This is a genomic window from Tardiphaga sp. (genome assembly GCF_025356345.1).
GTDB lineage: Bacteria > Pseudomonadota > Alphaproteobacteria > Rhizobiales > Xanthobacteraceae > Tardiphaga.
On record NZ_JANXTC010000140.1, the window covers coordinates 1 to 24,461 of the forward strand.

At 64.4% G+C, this 24,461-nt stretch carries 20 protein-coding genes and 1 riboswitch; of the genes, 9 read left to right on the top strand and 11 right to left on the bottom strand.

The annotated features are described in order from the left end of the window. Positions 1 to 537: 537 nt before the first annotated feature. Positions 538 to 2,589 carry a M23 family metallopeptidase gene (locus tag Q0S16_RS08150; RefSeq protein ID WP_295846876.1) on the top strand — a complete coding sequence of 684 codons (2,052 nt, stop codon included), beginning with the start codon at positions 538 to 540 and terminating at the stop codon, positions 2,587 to 2,589. A 149-nt stretch (positions 2,590 to 2,738) separates the two neighbouring features. Continuing rightward, complete coding sequence (locus Q0S16_RS08155; RefSeq protein WP_295846878.1) at positions 2,739 to 5,171, top strand: hypothetical protein; 2,433 nt, start codon at positions 2,739 to 2,741, stop codon at positions 5,169 to 5,171. Positions 5,172 to 5,232: 61 nt separating this feature from the next. Here Q0S16_RS08155 and Q0S16_RS08160 read toward each other — a convergent pair whose 3' ends face one another. From Q0S16_RS08160 to clpB, 3 genes are all read right to left on the bottom strand, one after another. Continuing rightward, positions 5,233 to 6,675: an amino acid racemase gene (locus tag Q0S16_RS08160; protein ID WP_295846879.1), complete on the bottom strand. Its 1,443-nt coding sequence runs from the start codon at positions 6,673 to 6,675 to the stop codon at positions 5,233 to 5,235. 94 nt (positions 6,676 to 6,769) lie between these two features. Continuing rightward, complete coding sequence (locus Q0S16_RS08165) at positions 6,770 to 7,408, bottom strand: NAD(P)H-binding protein (RefSeq protein ID WP_295846882.1); 639 nt, start codon at positions 7,406 to 7,408, stop codon at positions 6,770 to 6,772. Positions 7,409 to 7,520: 112 nt separating this feature from the next. After that, complete coding sequence (clpB, locus tag Q0S16_RS08170) at positions 7,521 to 10,160, bottom strand: ATP-dependent chaperone ClpB (protein WP_295846884.1); 2,640 nt, start codon at positions 10,158 to 10,160, stop codon at positions 7,521 to 7,523. 222 nt (positions 10,161 to 10,382) lie between these two features. On the opposite strand from clpB, the gene Q0S16_RS08175 reads away from it, so the two are divergent. Continuing rightward, positions 10,383 to 11,165, top strand: a complete 783-nt coding sequence (locus Q0S16_RS08175; RefSeq protein WP_295846885.1) for an MOSC domain-containing protein — start codon at positions 10,383 to 10,385, stop codon at positions 11,163 to 11,165. A 144-nt stretch (positions 11,166 to 11,309) separates the two neighbouring features. On the opposite strand, the gene Q0S16_RS08180 is transcribed toward Q0S16_RS08175, so the two are convergent. From Q0S16_RS08180 to Q0S16_RS08190, 3 genes are all read right to left on the bottom strand, one after another. After that, positions 11,310 to 11,930, bottom strand: a complete 621-nt coding sequence (locus Q0S16_RS08180) for a TIGR02594 family protein (protein ID WP_295846887.1) — start codon at positions 11,928 to 11,930, stop codon at positions 11,310 to 11,312. A 366-nt stretch (positions 11,931 to 12,296) separates the two neighbouring features. Then, positions 12,297 to 12,971 (bottom strand): methionine biosynthesis protein MetW, encoded by a 675-nt coding sequence (gene metW, locus Q0S16_RS08185; RefSeq protein WP_295846889.1) that lies wholly within the window; start codon positions 12,969 to 12,971, stop codon positions 12,297 to 12,299. Between the two features lies 1 nt (position 12,972). Continuing rightward, positions 12,973 to 14,172 (bottom strand): homoserine O-acetyltransferase, encoded by a 1,200-nt coding sequence (locus Q0S16_RS08190; protein WP_295846891.1) that lies wholly within the window; start codon positions 14,170 to 14,172, stop codon positions 12,973 to 12,975. 82 nt (positions 14,173 to 14,254) lie between these two features. Then, positions 14,255 to 14,334: riboswitch (SAM riboswitch) on the bottom strand. Positions 14,335 to 14,571: 237 nt separating this feature from the next. Between Q0S16_RS08190 and Q0S16_RS08195 the strand changes: the two genes are divergently transcribed. Genes Q0S16_RS08195 through Q0S16_RS08205 form a run of 3 tightly spaced genes read left to right on the top strand, consistent with a single transcriptional unit; the run spans position 14,572 to position 17,483 of the window. Further along, a complete protein-coding gene (locus Q0S16_RS08195) occupies positions 14,572 to 15,423 on the top strand; it encodes a chorismate mutase (protein WP_295846894.1) in 852 nt (283 codons plus the stop codon). Between the two features lie 27 nt (positions 15,424 to 15,450). Further along, positions 15,451 to 16,548: a histidinol-phosphate transaminase gene (hisC, locus tag Q0S16_RS08200; RefSeq protein WP_295846896.1), complete on the top strand. Its 1,098-nt coding sequence runs from the start codon at positions 15,451 to 15,453 to the stop codon at positions 16,546 to 16,548. Further along, the gene (locus Q0S16_RS08205; protein ID WP_295846898.1) at positions 16,545 to 17,483 is read left to right on the top strand and encodes a prephenate/arogenate dehydrogenase family protein; all 939 of its coding nucleotides are present in this window, start codon (positions 16,545 to 16,547) and stop codon (positions 17,481 to 17,483) included. Before hisC ends, Q0S16_RS08205 begins: the two co-directional genes overlap by 4 nt. Positions 17,484 to 17,603: 120 nt before the next feature. Here Q0S16_RS08205 and Q0S16_RS08210 read toward each other — a convergent pair whose 3' ends face one another. Further along, complete coding sequence (locus Q0S16_RS08210) at positions 17,604 to 18,797, bottom strand: DUF2125 domain-containing protein (protein WP_295846900.1); 1,194 nt, start codon at positions 18,795 to 18,797, stop codon at positions 17,604 to 17,606. A 120-nt stretch (positions 18,798 to 18,917) separates the two neighbouring features. Here Q0S16_RS08210 and Q0S16_RS08215 point away from each other — a divergent pair, with 120 nt between their 5' ends. Next, positions 18,918 to 19,475, top strand: a complete 558-nt coding sequence (locus Q0S16_RS08215) for a gamma-glutamylcyclotransferase (protein ID WP_295846903.1) — start codon at positions 18,918 to 18,920, stop codon at positions 19,473 to 19,475. 11 nt (positions 19,476 to 19,486) lie between these two features. Here Q0S16_RS08215 and Q0S16_RS08220 read toward each other — a convergent pair whose 3' ends face one another. The 4 genes from Q0S16_RS08220 to ftsE form a co-directional block, all read right to left on the bottom strand. Further along, the gene (locus Q0S16_RS08220) at positions 19,487 to 20,260 is read right to left on the bottom strand and encodes a lysophospholipid acyltransferase family protein (protein ID WP_295846904.1); all 774 of its coding nucleotides are present in this window, start codon (positions 20,258 to 20,260) and stop codon (positions 19,487 to 19,489) included. A gap of 10 nt (positions 20,261 to 20,270) precedes the next feature. Beyond that, a complete protein-coding gene (locus Q0S16_RS08225) occupies positions 20,271 to 20,984 on the bottom strand; it encodes a YdcF family protein (RefSeq protein WP_295846906.1) in 714 nt (237 codons plus the stop codon). A 109-nt stretch (positions 20,985 to 21,093) separates the two neighbouring features. Next, the gene (locus Q0S16_RS08230; protein WP_295846907.1) at positions 21,094 to 22,065 is read right to left on the bottom strand and encodes an ABC transporter permease; all 972 of its coding nucleotides are present in this window, start codon (positions 22,063 to 22,065) and stop codon (positions 21,094 to 21,096) included. Further along, on the bottom strand, positions 22,058 to 22,717 hold the full coding sequence (gene ftsE, locus Q0S16_RS08235; RefSeq protein ID WP_295846909.1) for a cell division ATP-binding protein FtsE: 660 nt from the start codon (positions 22,715 to 22,717) through the stop codon (positions 22,058 to 22,060). The genes Q0S16_RS08230 and ftsE overlap by 8 nt, the downstream gene beginning before the upstream one ends. Before the next feature lie 141 nt (positions 22,718 to 22,858). On the opposite strand from ftsE, the gene Q0S16_RS08240 reads away from it, so the two are divergent. Together Q0S16_RS08240 and Q0S16_RS08245 are read left to right on the top strand one after the other, a co-directional pair. Then, on the top strand, positions 22,859 to 23,713 hold the full coding sequence (locus Q0S16_RS08240; protein WP_295846911.1) for an MJ0042-type zinc finger domain-containing protein: 855 nt from the start codon (positions 22,859 to 22,861) through the stop codon (positions 23,711 to 23,713). Between the two features lie 17 nt (positions 23,714 to 23,730). Then, positions 23,731 to 24,108: a response regulator gene (locus Q0S16_RS08245; protein ID WP_295846915.1), complete on the top strand. Its 378-nt coding sequence runs from the start codon at positions 23,731 to 23,733 to the stop codon at positions 24,106 to 24,108. Positions 24,109 to 24,461: the final 353 nt, after the last annotated feature.

A 24,461-nucleotide genomic window follows, 5' to 3' on the forward strand; every position in this document is an offset into this window, starting at 1 on the left:
TTGACCCGACGGCAAATCATCAACCGAAACCGTCGGCTGATGCTTCACTCTTCGAGCTGAGGAGCTTCTGAAGCGCGAGCAACTCGCCCGGGCCGTTGGCCCCGGCGCCGCTCGCGTCCAGTGGTCGGGTTATAGGGGCCACCACCCGATCCTGTCAACGACAAATCGTCAGAAAAACGTCACGCGATTTCCATCTCCGCTGCGCGCGCCAAAAAGCCCAGCTTTTACAGTGGGCACGCCGTAGAAGAGCCACATTGCTCCGGCGTTCTGGCGCCACGTTGTGCAAACATCTTGGTCGGATCGAAAAGTTTTCGGGGCCCGGCAACACGATCGAGTTCGACAGGCCTTCGACCACGGTGATCCGCATTCGCGCTTTGCTGTTCCAAGGGTTATGAAGCAGCGAGAGATCGTCGCGGCATTGACGGCGGACAATCCGGCCAGCATTTTGGCCATGTTGTTCGCCCATCGATGCGACGCGCGCGGGGAGTTGTCGGTGGCCGGAATGGAAGTTGGGGAGATGCGGGTTTGAACCACGGCATGTCACACGGGGGCAGCTATAATCGTGAGACCGGGGTCATCGATCTCGGCCACGAACCGCCGCTATCCGTTGATGGCTCCGAAGCCGCCGTGATCGATCGCCGTCGCGTCTCCGTACAATGGTTCAGCGGCACGATTCTGACGGGTCTCTGCGGCGCGGCTCTTATCGGCGGCGCCGTTTTCGCATCGCTCGATGGCGAGATGACTTTCGCAAAAGTCCCGGAACGTGTCGAAGGCACATTGCGCGGCGCGTTCACGGCTAATGACAAGCAGGCTAGTCTGCACAAAAGCGATCGCCTGCCCCCGCCCAGTGAATCCTCCGCCGCGCGCCAGGTGACGCGCGTCTCCACCGTGACCCGCGTCGGCAACCGCGACGTGATGCGGGTGCGACCGTTCATCCGGATCTCCGGCAATCTGTCGATGGCCACCAGCGACCTCGCCGCCAAGATCCCTCCCTTTAATGCGCAGCGCATGCTGACCGACGTCGGCGCCGCGACGCCTGCGGCCACCGATGACGCCGCCGCCAATCCCGATGCCGTCGAGCCAGACGCCGAGGTCTCGTTCGTGACCCGCGATCTGGCCCCGGTACTGCCGAAGGCGCGGATTGCCGCCAGCGTGGCGATCGACGAAGTCTTGATGCGGGTGCGCGATGCCTCGAACTGGCGCGGCAATTCAGGCGTTCGCTATACCGTGGCCAGTGCCTCCGGCGAACTCGGCTCACAGCCCGACATGAAGATGGCCTATGCCGCCGAAGGCATTACCGCCGATCCCTATGCCGGCTTCGAGACGAGGGTGATCCCGGAAAACGTCACCCAGCTCGCCAAGACCAAGGATCAAGCCACCGGCGGCAACCCGAGCGGCGAGCGCATCCATGTCGTCAAGAAGGGCGATACCGTTCTCACCATCCTGCGAGACCAGGGCGCGACGCCCGAGGACGCCAAGGCGATCGCCAGCACGCTCGGCGCCCGCGGTCGCGACGGCGGTCTGCGTGAAGGCCAGAAGCTGCGAATTCTGATCGCGCCGTCCGGCCTTGGCCAGCGCCTGCAGCCCTACCGCGTCATCGTCGCCAATGAATCGACCATCGAGGCGGTGTCGGCGCTGTCGGATCTCGGCAAATACGTCGCCGTCGACGTCTCCAGCATGAATACCGTGGCCGAAACCGCGCCCGCCGCCGACGACGAGGACGACGATGACGGCACCGGCGTCCGGCTCTATCAGAGCATTTACGAGACCGCGATGCGCAACAAGGTGCCGGCCACCGTCATCGAGGACATGATCAAGATCTACTCCTACGACGTCGATTTCCAGCGCAAGGTGCAGCCCGGCGACTCGTTCGACGTGTTCTTCGCCGGCGAGGACGAAGGCGCCATTATCACCGAGAAGACCGAGGTGCTGTTCGCCTCGCTCACGGTCGGCGGCGAGACCAAGAAATATTATCGGTTCCAGACCCCTGATGATTCCGTGGTCGATTACTATGACGAGACCGGCAAGAGCGCGAAGAAGTTCCTGGTGCGCAAGCCGGTCAACAACGCCATCATGCGTTCCGGCTTCGGCAGCCGCCGCCACCCCATCCTCGGCTATGTGAAAATGCACACCGGCGTCGACTGGGCCTCGCCCTACGGCACGCCGATCTTCGCCTCCGGCAATGGCGTCGTCGAAGTCGCCGGCTGGGAAGGCGGCTACGGCAAATTCGTCAAGATCAAGCACAATAACGGCTACGAGACGGCCTATGGCCATATGTCGGCCTTCGCCAAGGGCCTCGAGCCCGGCAAGCGCGTGCGCCAGGGTCAGGTGATCGGCTTTGTCGGCTCCACCGGCGCATCGACCGGCGCCCATGTTCATTATGAAATCCTGGTCAACGGTCGTTTCGTCGATCCGATGCGCGTGAAACTGCCGCGTGGCCGCTCGCTCGAAGGTCCGATGATGGCGGGCTTCGAGAAGGAGCGCGACCGCCTCGATGGCCAGATCAACCAGCGCGGCAATGGCGCGCGGGTATCGGACGCTACCGGTACGGTGCCGGGCGCGCCGGTGCGGCAGGTAAACAACAGGTAGCGTTGTTCCCTGCCCTCTTTCGCTGACTAGAGAGGGCAGGAACACCGTTTCCCGCGGGCTCCACTCAATCCAATCTTAGGAGTTTGCCGGTAGTTTTCGCGCTACCCCGCGCGTTAGCGCATGGTCACGGTACCCGTGAGGACAGCGCATTGCCGACATCTTTTGCAGCTCAACGACGTTACTGCGTCGCGATTTTCATACTTGCCGCCGCGACCCTGTCCTACCAGGTGCTGATCACCCGCTTCTTCAGCGTCATGCTGTATTACCACTTCGCCTTTGCGGCGATTTCCTTCGCCATGCTCGGGCTGACCCGTGGCGCCATCGCGGTCTACGCTCACCCGGAGCGCTATGCGCCGGAGCGGGTTGCAGCCGAATTTTCCCGCCACGCGGCGCGGTTCGCGCTCACCAGCGTCGCCGCCATGATCTGCTTTCTCTGCGTACCGCTGGCGGTGCCGGAGCCATACGTCGCCGTGGCGCTGGCCATCACCACCTTCGGCTTCGTCATCCCGTTCACCGAAAGCGGCGTCTGCATCACCCTGCTGCTGACCCGCCTGCCCTATGCCGGCGGCTGGCTCTATGCCGCCGACCTGTCCGGCGCCGCGCTGGGCTGCCTCGGCGTGATCTTCCTGCTGCTGGCGATCGATCCGGTCAGCGCCGCGTTCTGGATCGGCGCCTTCGCCGCCGCCGCCGGCTGGATGGTGGCGCGCCATGCCGGCGAGCTGCATGGCCGGCGCCTCAGCGGCACGGTGGCGCTGGTGCTGGCGGTCGTGGCCTCCGGCCACACCGCGCTGGCCATCTCCGGCAACAACCATCTCGGCGTGGTCTGGGCCAAGGGCGTGCCACAGACCGGCACCCTGTTCGAACGCTGGAACACCTATTCGCGCGTGCGCGTCATGGCGCTGGGCGAAGGCCCGCCGATCGGCTGGGGCTACGCCCATCCGCCGCAGACGACCATCGACCAGAAGCGCCTCGATATCGATGCCGACGCCGCCACGGTGATCACCAGATTCGACGGCGACCTCAGCAAGCTGACCTACCTCGAGGACGACGTCATCAACTCCGCCTATCTGGTGCGGAAGCCGAAGGACGTCGCCGTGGTCGGCGTCGGTGGCGGCCGCGATATCCTGTCAGGCCTGTATTTTGGCGCGAAGACCATTCGCGGCATCGAGATCAACCCGGCGATCTTCGAGGTACTGACCGACAAGTTCGCTGAGTTCTCCGGCCATCTCGATCGCACTCCCGGCGTCTCGCTGGTCAATGCGGAAGCGCGCAGCTACATCAACCATTCGCCGGAGCGTTTCGATCTGGTGCAGATCTCGCTGATCGACACCTGGGCCGCCACCGCCGCCGGCGGCCTGACCCTGACGGAAAACCGGCTGTACACCACCGAAGCGTGGGGCGATTTCTACCGCGCGCTCAATCCCGGCGGCTTGCTGTCGGTTTCGCGCTGGTACGATCCGGACAATCACCGCGGCGAGTTCTATCGGCTGCTGTCGATCGCCGCCGCCGCCCTGAGGAACACGGGCGTGCCCGCCAGCGAACTGGCGCAGCACGTGGTGGCACTGAACGTCGACAACATCGTCACCGTGATCAGCCGGCCCGACGCCTTCTCTGCCGCTGACTGGCAGACCGCCAAGGCCCGGCTGCTGGCGCAGGGTTTCAAGATCCTGATAGGTCCGGATGTCGCCTTCGACGCCGTCACGACGACCATCATGAGCGGCAAGGCCGACGCGGCCTATTTCAACAGTCTGGTCGAGAATATTGCGCCGTCCACCGATGACAGCCCGTTCTTCTTCTACACCGCGCGGCTCGGCCAGTTTTTCGGCAAGCCGTCATCGGTGCTTTCCAACAACAATTCGGCGGTCAGCATCACACTGGGGCTGGTGCTGTTTTCGCTGCTGGCCTGCGTCTGCTATATCGCCATTCCCTTCACCCGCCTTGCCCGCGGCATGCCGCTGGCAACGCTGACGCCGCCCGTGATCTATTTCAGCGGCATCGGCATGGGCTTCATGCTGATCGAGATCTCGCAGATGCAGCGGCTGATGGTGTTCCTCGGCCACCCCGTCTACGGGCTCGGCGTGGTGCTCGTCAGCATCCTGATCTTCAGCGGCCTCGGCAGCATTACCGTCGGGGCAAAGCCGCCGCGGCCGGGCGCGGTCATCGCGCGGGTCGTCGCCTTGCTCGCCACCCTGGTGGCCGCCGGGCTGCTGACGCCCATCGTCACCATTTGGGCGCGCAGCCAAGCCACCGAGATGCGCATCTTGATTTCAGTGCTGCTGCTGGCGCCGCCGGCCTTCTTCATGGGCATGATGTTCCCGCTCGGCCTCAGCCTGTGGCGCCGCCACGAAAACCTGCTGCCGTTTTTCTGGAGCGCCAACGGCATCACCTCGATGCTGGCCTCGGCGCTGGGCGTCGCGCTGTCCATCGAATTCGGCATCGCCCGGACGTTCGGACTGGGCGTCTGCTTCTATGTGCTGTGCGCAGCGATGATGATGGCGGGCTGGCAGACGCAAGCGGTGGCAGCACGGAAAGATGCGCAGGCGCCAAATAGCACCGCGGTGCCGGCCGTGCCACTTACATAGGTCGCTGACATCGGTGATGTGAAGTCCACAGAGCGCTCCCCGTCGTGCCGCGAAGACGGAGCTATCTCTGCGATGCCTGCGCATGGCGCACACACGCCGAGGCCAGCAGCAGGGTCGGATCGAGCAACACGACCATCTTGCCGCCTGCTTCGAATTCTTCGGTCTGCGGAAACAACAGCGGCAATTCGGTGCAGCCGAGCACGACCACGCCGGCGCCATTATGCGCGAGATGATCGATGGCACGGCGCAGCGCCTCGCGGCAACGGCCCTCGGTAAATCCCGCCTTGACGCCGTCAGCGCCGTAGATGGCGTCCATCACGTCGGCCTGATGGGCGGCATCGGGCAGCAGCAGGCGGACGCCGGCGCGGGCCGCGGCCTCCGCATAGACGCCACTGTCCACCGTGCCCGACGTCGCCAGAAGGCCGACCAACTGCCCGGCATAGCGCCCGGCGATCTGCGCCATGGTTTCGTCCAGCATGTTGAGCACGGGAATCCGCAGATGCGCCTGCATGCGATCGACGAAGGCATGCGCGGTGTTGCAGGGGATCGCGATCAGATCAGCTTCCGCCGCCTCGAGCTTCTTGCAGGTGGCAAACAGCGCGATGGTCGGGTCGGTGCCGTGGTGCAAAAGATGCTCGGTGCGATCCGGAATCTGCGGATTCTGTTCGACGATCATCTTGATATGATCCTGGTCGCGCCGCGCCTCCGTCAGCCTGACCACCTTCTCCATGAAATCGACCGTCGCCAGTGGCCCGACGCCGCCGACCACGCCGATCTTGAACGGCTGGCGCGGGCGCAGCATTGGCTGCGCCAGCGCATAGGCCGCATAGCACTGGTTGGCGTTCAGGATCGGGATCGACAGCACCGCCTCGAGCGCCGCGTGCACCAGCGACAATTCGGTGAAGCCCGGCAGCAGGATGTCACAGCCCTGCGCCGCCAGCGCCTCGCAGATCATTCGCAACCGATCGCAGACCGCCGGGGATTGCTGCCCCGACCTGATCCCGCCCGTCGAATAGACCAGATCCATCAGTTCGCGCTGCGCTTCCACGTCGGGATAGAGCAGTTCATGCGTGCCGTTGAAGGCCTGGCCGAACAGATCGCTGTCGCGGACATAATCCGAGGTCAGCACGCCGATCCGCCGCGCCCGCGGATAGGCGGCGGTCACTTTAGCCCGCAACGCCGCCATCAGGCCGACCACCGGGGTGCTGATATTGGGCTCGATCTCGTGCAGAAAGGTCTGGCTGACGAAACAGGGCAGCAGGATCGCATCGGTGCCGCGCGTTTCGAGCCGGCGGATCAGGCTGAAGGCATGCAGCTTGCGGCCGATCGGGTCATATTGCGCGTCGGCCCGCATCCGGTCGCCCGGAAAACTCTGCTGTTCGAAGACGATGGCATAACGCTCATGGTCCGCGGCGGTGGCGCGGATCAGGTGCTGCAGCAGGTCAGCCCCGGCCAGCGCCCCGAGGCCGCCGACCACCCCGAAGGCAAAACGATTATCGATCATGCGTGGCTCTACACCCTGTCCCCATGGCGCGCTGCTGTCCGGGGCAAGGCCGCGGCGCAGGAACCTAACCGCTGACGACGTCGACAGGCAACGCTCAACCGCCGGAGAGGCGATCCGATTCAATGATATGGACGCCGGGACCGCCCTTCGCCGCGGCATCGATCAGCGCCTCGGCAATGATCGCGGCCGGGCTGATCCGATAACGTCGCGGCAGCAGCGGTCCCAACATGCCGAGAATGGCAGAGGCGATGCGCTCGCCGGCACGAAACTCGCCGCGCGCGCCGCCAATCAGCCCGGGCCGCACGATGGTCAGCGAAGCAAAGCCCAGCGCCTGCAGGTCGCGCTCCACCTCGCCCTTGGTGCGCGGATAGAGCAGCCGCGACTTTGCATCGGCGCCGAGCGAGGAATTGAGAGCAAAACGCTGGGCGCCATGGCGCCGCGCGATTTTCGCCACCGCCAGCGGATAGACGTAGTCGACCTTGCGAAAGGCCTCATCCGATCCGGCCGTGGCGCGGGTGGTGCCGAGGGTGCAGATCACGCCGTCCACCGACCACCAGTCAGCGGCTTCGGTAAGATGATCGAAATCAACCAGCGGATTGGTAAGCTTCGGATGTGGCGGCAGCGCGCGGCGCGTCGGCGCGACGACGCGCTCGATGCGGAGGTCGGCCAGCGCCTTGGCAAGGACGTGGCTGCCGACGAGGCCGGTGGCGCCGACCAGAAGAATGCGGGTCATGGTGATCGCCTTGATATGCGTGTTCGGAGAGCAGGCGCCCTCCCGGCTCGACCGCGCTTTGCCCATTCAAGCCGCCCTCTCCCGCAAGCGGGAGAGGGAAAGGACGACGCGCTCAGTTCAGCATCCGCTTCGGCAAAGGCCGCTCGAATGGCTCGATCTCCGCGGTGTGCGGCGGCTGGCCGTTGAAGGTCAGCACGCCGCCTTCGGTGGCAATCGCGACATTGTCGCCATCCTTGACGTCGCCGGCCAGGATCATCTCGGCCAGCGGGTCCTGCACGTAACGCTGGATCACTCGCTTCAGCGGACGCGCGCCATAGGCCGGATCCCAGCCCTTTTCGGCAAGCCAGTCGCGCGCCGCCGGATCGAGCGACAGCACGATCTTGCGGTCCACCAGCAGGTTGGAGAGCCGCGCGAACTGGATCTCGACGATCCGGCCCATCTCGCTCTTCTGCAGCCGGTGGAACAGGATGATCTCGTCGACCCGATTGAGGAATTCCGGCCTGAAATGCGCCCGGACATTGCCCATCACCAGATCGCGCACCACCGAGGTGTCCTCGCCTTCCGGCTGGTTGACCAGGAATTCGGAGCCGAGATTCGAGGTCATGATGATCAGCGTGTTGCGGAAGTCGACGGTGCGGCCCTGACCATCGGTCAGGCGACCATCGTCGAGCACTTGCAGCAGCACGTTGAAGACATCCGGATGCGCCTTCTCGATCTCGTCGAACAGCACCACTTGATAAGGCCGCCGCCGCACCGCTTCGGTGAGCGCGCCGCCCTCGTCATAACCGACATAGCCCGGAGGCGCGCCGATCAGCCGCGATACCGAGTGCTTCTCCATGTATTCGGACATGTCGAGGCGGACCATCGCGGTGTCGTCGTCGAACAGATATGACGCCAGCGCCTTGGTCAGTTCGGTCTTGCCGACACCGGTGGGGCCGAGGAACATGAAAGAGCCCATCGGCCGGTTCGGGTCCTGCAGTCCGGCCCGGGAGCGGCGCACCGCGGTGGCCACCGCATGCACGGCTTCGGCCTGGCCGACCACGCGCTGGCCAAGGCTGTCTTCCATGCGCAGCAGCTTGTCCTTCTCGCCTTCCAGCATCTTGTTGACCGGCACGCCTGTCCAGCGCGACACCACCTCGGCGATGTGGTTGGCGGTGACCGCCTCCTCCATCATCTCACCGGACGTCTCATTGGCCTCGATGTCCGCCAGTTTCTTTTCCATCTCCGGAATCCGGCCATAGGCCAGTTCGCCGGCACGCTGATATTCGCCGCGGCGCTGGGCATCGGCGAGTTCAAGGCGCAGCGCTTCGAGCTCACTCTTGAGCTTCTGGGCGTTGGACAGCTTGTTCTTCTCGGCCGACCAGCGCTGGGTCAAGGCCGCCGACTTTTCCTCCAGCTCGGCGAGTTCCTTCGACAGCGTCTCCAGCCGGCTCTTCGAGCCCTGGTCCGTCTCTTTTCGCAGCGCCTCCTGCTCGATCTTCAGCCGGATGATCTCGCGGTCCATGGAGTCGAGTTCTTCGGGCTTGGAATCGACCTGCATCTTCAGCCGCGCCGACGCCTCGTCCATCAGGTCGATGGCCTTGTCGGGCAGGAAGCGGTCGGTGATGTAGCGGTTCGACAACGTCACGGCTGCGACCAGCGCGGAATCGGTGATGCGGACGCCGTGATGCTGTTCGTATTTGTCCTTCAGCCCACGCAGGATCGAGATGGTGTCCTCGACGGTGGGCTCGGCCACGAAGATCGGCTGGAAGCGGCGCGCAAGAGCCGCGTCCTTTTCCACATGCTTGCGATATTCGTCGAGCGTGGTGGCGCCGATGCAATGCAACTCGCCGCGCGCCAGCGCCGGCTTCAGCAGGTTGGAGGCGTCCATCGCGCCCTCGCCCTTGCCGGCACCGATCAGCTGATGCATCTCGTCGATGAACAGGATGATGCCGCCTTCGGCGGAAGTTACTTCCTGCAGCACGGCCTTCAGCCGTTCCTCAAACTCGCCGCGATATTTGGCACCGGCGATGAGCGCGCCGAGATCGAGCGACAGCAGTTTCTTGTCCTTGAAGCTGTCCGGCACGTCGCCGTTGAGGATGCGCAGCGCCAGACCCTCGACAATCGCGGTCTTGCCGACACCGGGCTCGCCGATCAGCACTGGATTGTTCTTGGTCCGGCGCGACAGCACCTGGATGGTACGACGGATTTCCTCGTCGCGGCCGATCACCGGATCGAGCTTGCCGTCGCGCGCGGCCTGGGTGAGGTCGCGGGCATATTTCTTCAGCGCATCATAGGCGTTTTCCGCCGTCGCGGAATCCGCGGTGCGGCCCTTGCGCAGCGCGTTGATCGCGGCATTGAGGTTTTGCGGGGTAATGCCGCCCTTGGCGAGCAGAGCGCCGGCCTCCGAATCCTTGTCGAGCGCCAGCGCGAGCAGCAGCCGCTCCACCGTGACAAAGCTGTCGCCGGCCTTTTCGGCGGCCTGTTCGGAGGCCTCCAGCGCCCGCGCGGTCGCCGGCGCCAGATAGACCTGGCCAGCCCCTGCCCCGGATACCTTGGGCATCTTGCCCAGTTCGGCCTCGGTCGCCTGCAGGATCATGCGGGAATGGCCCCCGGCGCGATCGATCAGGCCGCCGGCCAGACCTTCGCTGTCGTCGAGCAGCACTTTCAGGATATGCAGCGGCGAGAATTGCTGATGGCCCTCGCGGACGGCCAGCGACTGCGCGGACTGGATGAAGCCGCGCACGCGTTCGGTGTATTTCTCGATATTCATCGCTCGATTTCCCTCGGCCTGCTGGTTCCGCCCCGAAGGCACGAAGCCGGCATCTTCACTGGGTTGGCGCGGATCGCATTGACTTTCGTCAAGCGACCACGATTGTCGCCGGCGTCAGAACCGGCTTGACGCAAATATGGGCAGCCGAACGGCAAGCGGAAGAGACCGTACGCAAATTTTGCGGGATGTGGCGCGGCGAGCCGGAAAGTTTTAAAATAAGCGATGATTCAAAATCCCGCCTCCCTCGCCAGCATTTACCGCTACCCCGTCAAGGGCCTCACCCCGGAGAAGTTGCCGCGTGTGGCGCTGACGGCCGGGCAGACACTGCCCTCCGACCGGCGTTACGCCGTCGAGAACGGCCCCAGCGGCTTCGACCCCGCGGCGCCACGGCATTTGCCCAAGAGCCAGTTTCTCATGCTGATGCGCAACGAGCGCCTCGCCGCGTTGCGCACCCATTACGACGACGCCAGCCACACGCTGACGATCCGGGAAAATGGTGCCGAGACCGCCCGCGGCGACCTCGAAACCCGCGAGGGACGCGCGGCGATCGAGGCCTTTTTCGCGGCGAATTTTGCCGATGAACTGCGTGGCCCGCCCAGGATTCTTGTCTCGCCGGGCCACAGTTTCTCCGACGTGGCAAAGAGGGTGGCCTCGATCATCAATCTCGCCAGCGTCGCGGCGCTGGAAGACGTGATCGGTCGCCCGGTGCATCCGCTACGTTTTCGCGGCAATCTGCATGTGGCCGGCTGGCCGGCCTGGCATGAATTCGACCTGATGGACCGGGTGCTTCGGATCGGCGAGGTCCGGCTGAAAGTGGTGAAGCGCATTGTGCGCTGCGCCGCCACCAACGTCGATCCCGACACCGCCGCGCGAGACCTGACGATTCCCGCGACGCTGATGCGGACCTACGGCCATGCCGATCTCGGCGTCTATGCCGAGGTGATTTCGGACGGCATGATTTCCGAAGGCGATGCGATCGAAGTCGTCGCGCCGGTGCTGGTCTGATTTCGTTTCCCGGACGCGCTGCGGCATTCTTTATGCCGCCGCGCAGATCCGGGATCCCGGTTACGCGCAAAATTGAACCCCGGGTCTGCGGCGCACCACCATCGCTGCGCGATGGCATTGCGCCGCGCCCGGGGAACGACCGCCTCAGCTCGCCGGCATCACATAGGCGTAGATGCGACCGCGCGAATAGGTCGCCTCGGCGACGCGATTGCCGTGGTTGCCCGAGACGATGATCGGATTACCCGACGGATCGATACCGCTGACCACGCCGACATGACCGCCGCGCCGGCCACGCGACATCACCGCGATGGCGCCAACCTGCGGGCCCGAGATGCGCTGGCCATAGCTGGAGAATGAACGCGCCATGTCGGAGCCGGTGCCCTGATGGCCGGAACGCTGCAGCACCATGTTCATGAATCGCGCGCACCACAGCCGGCCGCGACCGGTGGGATTGCCGCCAATGTAGCGCCGCGCTTCGGCGACCAGATTGGACGAGCCAAAGCCGCTGTTGTTCGAAAAGGCTTCAGCCGCGCTGTCGGCGCTCCGCAGCGTCGCCTGGCGGCGCGAGACGCGCACCCGATGACGGATGTGGTGACGACCGTGATGGCGCGCACTGTGTCCTTCATGCTTGTGATGTGATCGGGCGTGATGCCCGTTTTGCTGTGGTCGTGCCGAGGCTGGCGTCGCGACTGAAACAACAACTACCGAAAACAACGCGAGAAAGAAGTAGCGAAGTGCACGGCGATACGCATTGAACTGAACCATACCAAGATATTTCCTTGTGAACCCATATTCCGCGACTGGCTGCAAACAGGCAGCTCACGTCGGGGGGTGGGGTTAAGGAAGTTGATGTGGCCAGAAAAAGACGCGGCTGATTTACAGAGACCGCGCTCCGGTTCCATGGGTAGCAATAACGTGATGAGTATTACCGCATCTTAATATATTTTGCGAAAATAGCTTTAAAACTATGTCATTTCGTAGATTATGGTACTATCTGACGCCCGTTCAAGTTCCATTTGACGGGTTAGGTAGTACGTCAGCGCAGATGTGACGTGCGAAAAAGCCGCACGCCAGTTCGCCGGTTCCAGCCCCAGAAATTTAAGGATTATCGCTTGACCAGCGCTCCGCGCCTTAGCCCGGCATGGATTTTTCCGCGCGGCTGAGCAGGAACACACCCTGTTCGCCAAACATGTTCCAGAACCACCACGGCGCATTCAGACGGAGCGGACGACCATACAGATCAAGCGCCACCGCGCGTTCCATCTTGACGTTGATCTCGTCGCACAACTGCACGAAGTCCTTGATAGTACAGAAATGGATGTTCGGCGTATCGTACCACGTCGCCGGCAGGTTCTCGGTACGCGGCATATGGCCACCGATCAGCAGCTGCAGCCGCATCTTCCAGAATCCGAAATTCGGAAATGACACGATGCCGCGCCGCCCGATGCGCAGCAGGTTCTCCAGCACAACGCGCGGCTGCCGCGTCGCCTGCAGCGTCTGCGACAGGATCACATAGTCGAAGGCGTCGTCCGGATAGTTGTCGAGATCGGTATCGGCATCGCCCTGCACCACCGCGAGGCCCTTGGCCACGCAGCGATTGACGCCCTCGCGCGACAATTCGATGCCGCGGCCGTCGATGCCGCGGCTCTCCAGCAATTGCAGCAGGTCGCCATCGCCGCAGCCGACGTCGAGCACCTTGGAGCCGGGCTCGATCATGCCGGCCACCAGCAGATGATCGCCACGATAGTTTTCCGCGCCATCCGGCACGGGTGAGATCAGCGGCAAGGCCTGTTGTCCGGCGCTCATGTTATTTCTCCGCGGCGATCAGACCGCGCACCGACGCCGCCGAGTCCAGGAACGCGCGCGCGATGTCGAGGAATTCGGGGACGTCGAGCAGAAAGGCGTCATGGCCGCGATCGGTCTCGATCTCGGCGAACGACACCCGCACTCCCCCCGCATTCAGCGCATGCACCACCGCGCGTGATTCCGAGGTCGGAAACAACCAGTCCGAGGTGAACGACATCAGGCAGAACCGCGTCTTGGTGTCGCGAAACGCTTCCGCCAGCACGCCATTATGATCGGCGGCGATATCGAAGTAGTCCATCGCGCGCGTCAGATAGAGATAGCTGTTGGCATCGAAGCGCTCGACAAAGGACGAGCCCTGGTAGCGCAAATAACTCTCGACCTGGAAGTCGGCATCGAACGAGAAGGTCGGCAATTCCCGGTCCTGCATCCGCCGACCGAACTTGCGGTGCAAGGCGGCGTCGGACAGATAGGTGATATGCGCGGCCATCCGCGCCACGCCGAGACCGCGATGAGGGTGGGTACCTTCCTCGAAATAGCGGCCGCCGCGCCAGTCCGGATCGGCCATCACCGCCTGGCGGCCGAGTTCGTGGAACGCGATGTTCTGCGCCGAATGCCGCGTGCTGCAGGCCACCGCCAGCGCGGAGAATACCCGTTTCGGATAGGCCGCGGTCCATTGCAGCGTCTGCATGCCGCCCATCGAGCCGCCGACCACGCAGAACAATTGATCGATGCCGAGCCGATCGACCAGCATCGCCTGCGCGCGCACCATGTCGGGAATCGTGATGACCGGAAAATCCAGTCCCCACACCTTGCCAGTGGCGGGGTTGGTCGAGGCCGGCCCGGTCGACCCCATACAGCCGCCGAGCACGTTCGAACAGACGATGAAATAGCGGTCGGTATCGAGCGCCTTGCCGGGGCCGACCAGCGTCTGCCACCAGCCCGGCTTGTTGGTCACCGGGTGCGGGTTGGCGACGTGCTGGTCGCCGGTCAGGGCATGGCAGACCAGGATGGCGTTGGATTTGTTGGCGTTGAGGCTGCCATAGGCCTGGTAGGCAATCTGGAATGGCGCGAGCTCAATGCCGCAATCCAGCCGCAACGGCTGGTCGGCACCGAACAGTGCGACCGGCGAGGTCGGATGATCCGCTTCCTGCCCGCGCTCGTCCGGTTTTGCCGGGCTTTTGGTCAACTGACAATTTACCATCTTGATACCGGCCTCCCCAGGAGGTTCTCAGCACTGGATCAAGCCATAAAAAAACCCGGCCTGAACATAGGTTCAGCCGGGATCAGAACTGTCCCCGGCCTGTTTAGCGAGTTGTTTAACGTGGCTGCAAGCCGGCCGGCTCAAATGACCACGAAGTCGCGAGACGTTAGTCCCACGGCATGGGGGCGTCAAGATGCGGTTGGCGATACCTCGTAGCGCCCGGCGCCCTTGCGCCGGTAGGGTCCATGATAGAGAACACAGCGCTATCCGCGTCATTGCGAGGAGCCCTTGCGACGAAGCAATCCAGTCCTTGCCGAGCTTGTGGCGCTGGATTGCCGCGTCGCTTCGCTCCTCGCAATGACGGGGGAAAGGCCTGTGTCCCATCGCCAAGGCGTGCCCATGTCCACCAAGCCCCCCGCTCCGCCTTCGCTCGAAGTGCTTCGCCAGGAGATCGACAGCATCGACGCGCAGGTCCACAGCCTGCTGATGCAGCGCGGCGATATCATCGACCGCCTGATCTCGGTGAAGCAGACCCAGGAGGTCGGCTCCGCGTTTCGCCCGGCGCGCGAGGCCGACATGATGCGCCGGCTGGTGCAGCGCCATCGCGGCATCCTGCCGATCGATACCGTCGAGAGCATCTGGCGCGTCATCATCGCGACGTTCACTTACGTGCAGGCGCCGTTCTCGGTGCATGCCGACCTCTCGCTCGGCGAATCCGCGATGCGGGATTCGGCGCGGTTTCATTTCGGCTTCACCGTCCCCTATGTCGCGCATTTCAGCGCCGCCGCCGCCGTCGAGGCTGTCGCCGCATCCAAGGGCGATCTGGCGCTGGTCCCGGCGACGTCCAGCCGCACGCCGTGGTGGGTCGAGCTCGAGCCGCGGGGCATGCCGAAAATCATCGCGCGTCTGCCGTTCATCGAGCGCGCCGATCACCCCGCCGCGCTGCCGGTGTTCGTGGTGTCGCGGGTTGCCGACAGCGCCATGGTGACCGAGGTCGAGATGTGGAGCGTGCGGGTGTCCGGCTGGAATGCCGAGATCGCGCGTGCGCTGTCGCCGCTGGCCGAGATCGTCGCCGTGCCGGATACCGCCTTTGATGGCGCGGCACTGCTGGTCTCGATCACCGGCACCTCCAGCCTCGACAAGATCAAGGCCGCTTTGATCGAGGCCGGCGCCTCGGTGCGCTCCTCGGCCCTCGTCGGCAGCCACGCAACCCGCTATACGGTGCCCGGCAATGGTGCGCCGCGTTCCTGAAGCCAGACCGATGATCCGGAGTTGAAGATGTCCCGTCCCGTGCCGAAGCCCGGCATTCTTGAAATTGCGCCCTACACTCCCGGCAAGACCCCGGTGATCGAACCCGGCCGCAAGACCTACAAGCTGTCCGCCAACGAGACCCCGCTCGGGCCGTCGCCGCGTGCCAAAGAGGTCTATGCCCAGGCCGTGGCGAATCTCGAAGATTACCCGGAAGGCACCTCGAAGGTGCTGCGCGAAGCCATCGGCCGCACCTTTGGCCTCGATCCCGCGCGCATCGTCTGCGGTGCCGGGTCCGACGAGATCCTCAACCTGCTCGCGCATGTCTATCTCGGGCCCGGCGACGAGGCGATCTCGACCACCCACGGCTTCCTGGTCTATCCGATCGCCACCTCGGCGAACGGCGCCACCAATATCGTCGCCCAGGAAACCGAATTCACCTGCGACGTCGATGCGATCCTCGCCGTGGTGTCGCCGCGCACCAAGCTGGTGTGGCTGGCCAACCCGAACAACCCGACCGGCACCTATCTGCCGTTCGACGAGATCAAGCGGCTGCGCGCCGGGTTGCCGGAGCACGTGCTGCTGGTGCTCGACGCCGCCTATTCGGACTACGTCTCGCGCAATGATTACGAGATCGGCGTCGAGATGGTGGCGACCACCGAGAACACGGTGATGACGCAGACGTTCTCGAAGATTCACGGCCTGGCCGCGCTGCGGGTCGGCTGGATGTTCGGCCCGGCGCACATCATCGACGCCGTCAACCGTATCCGCGGGCCCTTCAACGTATCGGCGCCGGCGATGCTCGCCGCGGCCGCCGCGATCGAGGACCATGAACACGTCCAGATGTCGCGCGACTTCACCGAGAAATGGCGCAACTGGGTGACCGAGGAAATCAGCAAGCTCGGCATCAAGGTGACGCCGAGCGTGGCCAATTTCATCCTGATGCATTTCCCGACCACGCCGGGCAAGACCGCGGCCGATGCCGACGCGTTCCTGACCAGGCGCGGCCTGGTGCTGCGCGCCGTCACCAATTACGGGCTGCCGAATTCGCTTCGCATGACCATCGGCACCGAGGAAGCCAACCGCGTGGCGGTCGAGACGCTGCGCGAATTCGTGGCCCAGCCGTGACCGCTGCGCCGCCGTTCAAACGCATCGCGCTGATCGGGCTCGGCCTGATCGGCTCGTCGCTGGCGCGCGGCATTCAGCAGCTTGGCCTCGCCGGTGAACTGGTTGCCACCGACCATTCGCCCGAGGTTCGGGCGCGGGCGGTCGAGATAAAGCTCGCCGACCGCGTCGTCGACGACAATGCCAGCGCGGTGAAGAATGCCGATCTGGTGATCGCCTGCGTGCCGGTCGGCGTTTCCGGTGCCGTGGCGCAAAGCATCGCGGCGCATCTGATGCCCGGCGCCATCATCTCCGACGTCGGCTCGGTGAAGGCTTCGGTGTTGCGCGCCATGGCGGAGCATCTGCCATCGAACGTGCACTTCATTCCGGCGCATCCGGTGGCCGGCACCGAGAATTCCGGGCCGGATTCCGGCTTCGCCGAGCTGTTCAGCAACCGCTGGTGCATTCTGACGCCGCCGGATGGCGCCGACACCGCCGCCGTCGAGAAACTGGCACGGTTCTGGGGCGCGCTCGGCGCCAATGTCGAGCTCATGCAGGCCGAGCACCATGATCTGGTGCTCGCGGTCACCAGCCATTTGCCGCATCTGATCGCCTATACGATCGTCGGCACCGCCGACGAACTCGAGGACGTCACCCGCTCGGAAGTACTGAAATTCTCCGCCGGCGGTTTTCGCGATTTTACCCGGATCGCGGCGTCCGACCCGACGATGTGGCGCGATGTGTTTCTCGCCAACAAGGAGGCGGTGCTGGAAATGCTCGGCGCGTTCCAGGAAGACCTGTCGAAGCTCACACGGGCCATTCGCCGCAACGATGGCGACGTGCTGTTCGAGCATTTCACCCGCACCCGCGCGATCCGTCGCGGCATCGTCTCGATCGGTCAGGATGAAGCGGCGCCAGACTTCGGCCGCAAACATGCGGCGCTGACGAAGAAGGATTAAGGCCTAACGGCCGTTATTGCGAGCGAAGCGAAGCAATCCAGTAGGCCACAAGCATAGCAAGACTAGATTGCTTCGTCGCAAGGGCTCCTCGCAATGACGCGGAGAGACTGCGGATTGACCTCAAAACAGCGGCGGGATCTGCGCGACTTTCAGCGAACCCATCATGACCGCGCCGTCGACGAATTTCAGCGGGAACGAACGCGCCTTCTTGCCTTCCAGCACCGCTTCGGTACCGAGCGAATTGATGCCGGCGGCGAGGCCGACATTGGCGTTCTGGCGCACTACCCGGCCGAGACCGGGGATCGCGCGGTCCAGCGCGCCGAGCAGGCCATTGACGTCCTGGCTCTTGACGCCCGGCGCATATTTATCGAGCGCGCTCTGCGAAACCCCCATCTCCAGCAGCTTGTCGATGCCGAGCGCCGGGATCACCTTGTCCAGACCCGTCACCGTCATCTGCAATTCGCCGTCGAGATTGCCCGCGGCGGTGAGGCCGAGCGAGCCCGCGGCCAGCGAGATCATCTCGCCCTGCTGGATCCGCGACTGCAGGATCTCCAACCGACCACCGGCGGCCTGGATCGCGCGAAACCGTTCCGGCCAGGGCTTGGGCGAGATGTCGGTCAGACCGCTGATCTGCATGCGGATGTCGGTATCGAACGGGGCTGCCAGCACCGGATGCAGGTCCTGGATGCTGACACTTTGGGCCTGGAACACGGTTTCGATCACCGGTTTGTCTGGCGTCGAGCTGGCCGCCATCCGGCCGTGCAACTCGGCATGCTTGGCCCGCACGGTCGGCGCCTGCACCGAGCCGACGATACGGTCCAGCGAGGCGTCATCAAACACGATATCGGCGCTTTCGGGCGTGCCCGGCAGGCCGACGATGCTGCTGCGGGCCGTCGCCCAGTTCACCACCATCGCCGGCGCGCCGCGATCCGACAGGATCGCTGGCGCCTTGAACTCGGCAATCAGCAGTTTAGGCGTATAGATCTGCGCCACCACGAGAATTTCGCCGAGCTTGGCGGTGATCGGCCCCTGACCGACCGTCTGGCCCGCGGTCTGCGAGCGCAATTCGATGCTGACGCCGCTGCAGCGAACCTCGAGCCGGAACGGGAAGCCGGCCACCGAGCGGTTGGCGCAGTCATAGACCCGCCCGGCCGCCGCCTCGCGGGCGCGCCACAGATCGACATTCTCGTCGACCTTGGAGGCGGCGAAAAACCAGAACGCGCTCCAGGCCGCCGCCAAAATGACGACGATCACGGGCATGATGAAAACGGGCCAGAGACGGCGCGTGCGGGTCGGCATTGCAAAATCGGACATGGCGCGACGTAGATCGCATGATTTTGTCAAATCAGCGATGCCTGACCTGTTTGTCTCGTGCAGGCGTGGATTGCTGGCCATCGCGTCGTATCAAGGCCTTATTTCTGCTACGTCGACGTCATGCCAACGACCTTCCCCCCCGAATCAGAAGCCGCCGCGGACTTGTGGGTATTCGGCTATGGATCGCTGATGTGGCGGCCGGGCTTCGACTTCGTCGAGCAGGTGCCGGCGCGGCTGATCGGCGAGCACCGGGCGCTGTGCGTCTATTCCTTCGACCACCGCGGCACCCCGGAAAAGCCCGGCCTGGTGCTTGGCCTTGATCGCGGCGGCGCCTGCCGCGGCATCGCCTTCCGGGTCGCGGCCCAACACCGCGCGGCGACCATCGACTATCTGCGCGAACGCGAGCAGACCACTGGCGTCTACCATGAGGTGATGCGCTCGGTCTGGCTTGACAATGCCGCCCGTGATCGGGTCAGCGCGCTGGCCTATGTTGTCGATCGCGGCCATGTGCAATATGCCGGAAGGCTGAGCCTCACCGAACAGCTGCATTACGTGAAGCAGGGCCACGGCCGCTCCGGCGCCAACCGCGATTACGTGCTGTCGACGGTGAAGGCGATCGAGGCCGAAGGGTTTCGCGACCCGCAACTGCGCCAGCTGGCCTTGCTGCTGCAGGGGTAGCTCCACGATTCTCAGCTCTCCCTGACCGCCACATCCGGCACCCGGCCAAACAAGGTTGCCTGCTCGACGCGCGCGGCGGTGACGATACGGTCGGTTGCGGCTTCGATCACGGTGCTGAGCGCGCCGATGAATTCCTTGCGTGGCAGGCCGGGCGGCAGCGGATCGAGACATTCGACCACCAAGGTTCCCGGATAGCGCAGAAACGTGCGGCGCGGCCAGAACAGGCCGGAATTCAGCGCTACCGGCAGACACGGCACGCCGCATTTGGCATAGATCTGCGCAATGCCGGGCTTGTAGTCCGGCGGCGCCTCGACCGGGCGACGCGTGCCCTCGGGAAAAATGATGAGCTGACGGCCAATTTTCACCTCTTCGGTGGCGCGTCTGGCCATGTCGATCAGCGACCGAGCGCCGCCATCGCGGTCGACACCGACCATCTTCGACTTGATCAGGTACCAGCCGAAAAACGGGATCCGTTCCAGCTCGCGCTTGTAGATGAACAGCGGATTGTCGAAGAATTGCATCAGCGCGAAGGTCTCCCACATCGATTGATGCTTCGACGCCACGATCAACGGGCCGGCGGGGATCTTGTCGAGGCCGCGATAGTCGACATGGGTGTTGCAGACCACTTTCATCAGCCAAACGCTGCTGCGCGCCCAGGCCTTGGCGACTGCCATGAAGGCGAGCGGCGGCAGCACGAAGGTCGGGATCGCCACCAGGATCCAGAACACCAGCAGCATGTAGAACAGCACATTGTAGATCAGCGAACGTACGAAAATCGAAACCATGGTCATCCCATCAATTGGAGGCCGTTGCCGGCTTGCGCGTATCGGCCGTATCGCCGGCCTCGGGCATCAGATCGATGCCGATTTCGGCCAGCCAGACCCGGACTTCGGCGGCGAGAAATTTGACATATTCCGACAGCAGCAGCCGCAGCGTCGGGCCGCTGGTCCACCATGGCTCGTCGCGCCATTTGTCGCCGATCACCGAGAACGGAATCAGTTCGATGTCGGGCATCTCGTAGGACAGTTCGACGATGGCCCGCGGCATGTGATAGTTCGAGGTCACCACGATCAGCGAACGGAAGCCGCGCTCATGGGCCCATCGCCGGGTCTCCACCGCATTGCTGCGGGTGTTGACCGCGGAGCGATCGAGATCGACGCAGCAGGTCAGCAACCGCTGGCTGTCCGGCAGCGTTCGCGAGATATCGCTGACGCCATTGGTGGGATGCACGCCGGAGATCAAAAGTCGTCTGCCATAGCCGGCGGCGAGCAACTCGATCGCGTCGGCGACGCGCGACGATCCGCCGGTCAGCACCACGATGCCGTCCGCCTTGCTGGCGGGCTTCAACTCGCCACTGCGCAATTGCGAGAGAAAACCGACGAAGCCGACCGCTCCGCACAGGAAGCCGAGCGCAAAAACGACGACAATTGCCGCGCGCACCACCCCGCGGCGCCGGCGCGGCGCGGCGCGGCGAGCTTCGGCTGAGTCCTGGTCGGGCGGCAAGGTCATGGCGTCGCGGCGGTATCCTGTCGAGGCAGTCTAGTTTTTTTCGGCCGCGGTGGCGATTGCCCGCGGCAGGCGGCATCGCAGCGGAGCGATCGCGGCGAAAGCCGGCGCGTTATTCGATATCGTTCAACGTCGAAAACAGCGTGCGGCGCGAGGCCCAGGCGGTGATGCCCGCGATCATCGCGGCCTGCGCGGCCAGCGCCAGATAGCCCGAGGGTCGCAGCGAGAACGTGCCCAGCAGCGCGGCGAACTGGTCGCCGACCGCGGTGCCGGTGAACCAGTTGGCCATCGATTCGGAAAAGCCGAAGGTCAGCATCGCCGCGCCGCCGCCGATCACCCCGCCCTGCAAGCCGAGCCGCAGGAAATGCCGGAAAAACCGGTTGGCGATGAACTGGTCGCCGGCGCCGACGAAATGCAGCACCTCGACGATCGGCTTGTTGGCCGCCATCGCGCCGCGGGTAGCGAACGACACCGAGATGATGGTCGCGATGATGACCAACGCGAGAATGCCCAGCCCCGCGATCACCGTGGCCGAGGTCATCGAGCGCATCCGCCCGATCCAGGCGCGGTGATCGTCGACGCTGGCATTGGGTACCGCCTGCGCCACCCGGTTGCGCAGCGAAACCACGTCGATCGGGGTTCCGGGCACAACGCGGGCAATGATGACGCGCGGGACCGGCAGATCGTCCAGCGACAGGCCGGTGCCGAGCCACGGTTCCAGCAGGGCGGCGGATTCGGCCTTGGTATAGGCGCGGACCTCGACGATACCGGGCTGGGCGCGGGCCGCTTCGGCCACCGCCACCGTGTCGCGTTCGAGGTCGCGGCCGCCCACCGGCTTGACCTGGATGGTGATTTCGCTGGCCACCTCGGACTGCCATTCCGACGCCGAGGCCGAGATCAGCAGCACGCCGCCGGTGGTCATCGAGGCGAGATAGGTCATGATGGCGACGACGGCGACCAGCGCGCGGCCGGCGATCGAGCCGCGCGGCACGATCGGCGACAGGTTGCGCGCCCGGGCCTCGACCTGCGGGGCGTCGTGCCCGAGGTCCATCAAGGCGTCGCGGTTGTCGCCCGATCTACTCATAAATATGCAGCCGTCCCTGATGCAGCACCATGCGGCGGGCATCGTACTGATCCATCAAGGTAATGTCATGAGTGGCAATAATGACGGCGGTGCCGGATTTATTGAGTTCGATGAACAGCCGCAGCAGCCGCCGGCCCAGCGTCGGATCGACATTGCCGGTCGGCTCGTCGGCCAGCAGCAGCAACGGCCGCGCGATCACCGCGCGTGCGATCGCGGCGCGCTGCTTCTCGCCGCCGGACAGGATCGGCGGCAGGGCATCCATGCGCTCGCCAAGCCCGACCCATTTCAGCAGATCGATCACCTCGCGGCGATAGCTGGATTCGTCGCGTCCCATCACCCGGAACGGCAGCGCGACATTCTCGTAGGTCGTCATGTGGTCAAGCAGGCGGAAATCCTGCAGCACGATCCCGATCTGCTTGCGCAAATCGGCGACCTCGTCCTTGCCCATCAGCGAGATATCGTTGCCAAACAGCGTCACCAGCCCGCGGGTCGGCCGCAGCGACAGGAACAGCAGGCGCAGCAACGATGTCTTGCCAGCGCCGGACGGCCCTGTGAGGAACTGGAACGAGTGCGCCGGGACCTGGAATGTGAGGTCGCGCAAAATTTCCGGGCCAAGCCCGTAGCGCAGACCTACATTTTCGAACCGGACCACAGGCAGCTCCGCTCGAGGGGACGCAAAACGGCCAAAAGACCGATGATGAAATTACCGACAATCGTATGTGCGGTCGTTATGGTTTCCGGTTCGTTAACAGTCGTCTTGTAGCCTCCTGGCATGACCTCGGCTATCCAATCCATGCATATCGTTTGCCCGAATTGTACGACATCCTATGCCGTCAATCCGGCGTCTTTCGGCGACTCCGGACGCACGGTACGCTGCGCGCGCTGCAAGGAGGTCTGGCTGGCACGGCCGGAAGACCTCGCGCGCACCGAATTGCGGGCCCCGGCAATGGCTAACCCGGCCCCCGACGAGGACCTGAGCGCCTGGGGAATCACCGAAGACGAGGCCGAATCGACGCCCGAACGGGACATTCCGCGGATCGAGAGCCCCTCCATCTCGGCCGGCTGGCCGGCCGAAGCCAATGATCCGGTGGCGGACTGGTCGACGGCTTCAGACGACGAACTGGCGCCGTCGCGTTTTGCACGGGCAACGCGGTTCGCCGCGCTCCGCCGATTGGTCCCGAAAATCACACTGCGAATTCCCTTTTTACCGCGGATCAGCCTGCCAGTCGCCTGCGCCGCCATGTCCGCCATGGTGCTGGCGCTAATGATCTGGCGCGTCGAAATGGTGCGCTTGCTGCCGCAGACCGCCACGTTCTATCAGCTGGTCGGGCTCAATGTGAACCTGCGCGCCCTCGCATTCAAGGACGTCAAGGTCAGCACCGAGACCGTCGAGGGCAAGCAGGTGCTGGTGATTGAGGGCAATATTGTCAGCGAAAGCCGCGGCCCGGTGCAGATGCCGCGGCTGCGCTTCGTCGTCCGCGACGACAAGGGCACCGAAATCTACGCCTGGAACGCCGTGATCGAGCAGCCAGGCCTCAATCCGGGCGACAAGGCCTGGTTTCGTTCGCGGTTGGCGTCGCCGCCGGCCGACAGCCGCAGCATCGATGTGCGCTTCTTCAACAAGCGCGATATCGGCAGCGGCGCCTGAATTTCGATGGAGTAATGATGTCGCGTATTCTGATAGCCGATGACGAGGAATCCATGCGCATGCTGGTGGCGCGCGCCATCGCCATGGACGGCCACGAGATCGTCACCGCCGAGGACGGCGCCGAGGCGCTGGAAATCCTCAACAGCGACCCCTCCGCTTTTGATCTGTTGCTGACCGATATCAAGATGCCGGTGATGGACGGCATCGCACTGGCGCTGAGCGCGGCGCGCGATTTCCCGAATTTGACCATCCTGCTGATGACCGGATTCGCCGACCAGCGCGAACGCGCCTCCGGACTCAACGCCATCATTCATGATGTCGTGACCAAACCGTTCTCGGTGGCGGACATCCGCACCGCGGTCGCGGACGCGCTGTCGTCGCGGACGAGGGAATAGCGAAGCGCCTTCGCGTCCCGTCCCGATTTGAATTTCTAACGGCGCACACAGCTTTATTCCCGCGACGCTGGCGCGTCCGGGGTGTGCTGCATTCCCTGCCCCCCCTGAGAGGGCGCGCGGAACGCCGGGTGCCCGATGCACCCATGGCCTGTGCGCGAATGCCGTAGTCGGCAAGTAGTGATGCGCACAGCAACTTCCGGATTCACCGGTTACACCCGGCGTTCCGCACGCGATGAGTCTCCGGCTTGTTTCGTGCTCTTCCCGGCGGAACGATCGTCGCCCGAGGCCTCTAGGAGCAGCGCGCCGGATTTGGCATCGCGCCCCACACCCCCGCGAATGCCGTACGGCATTCA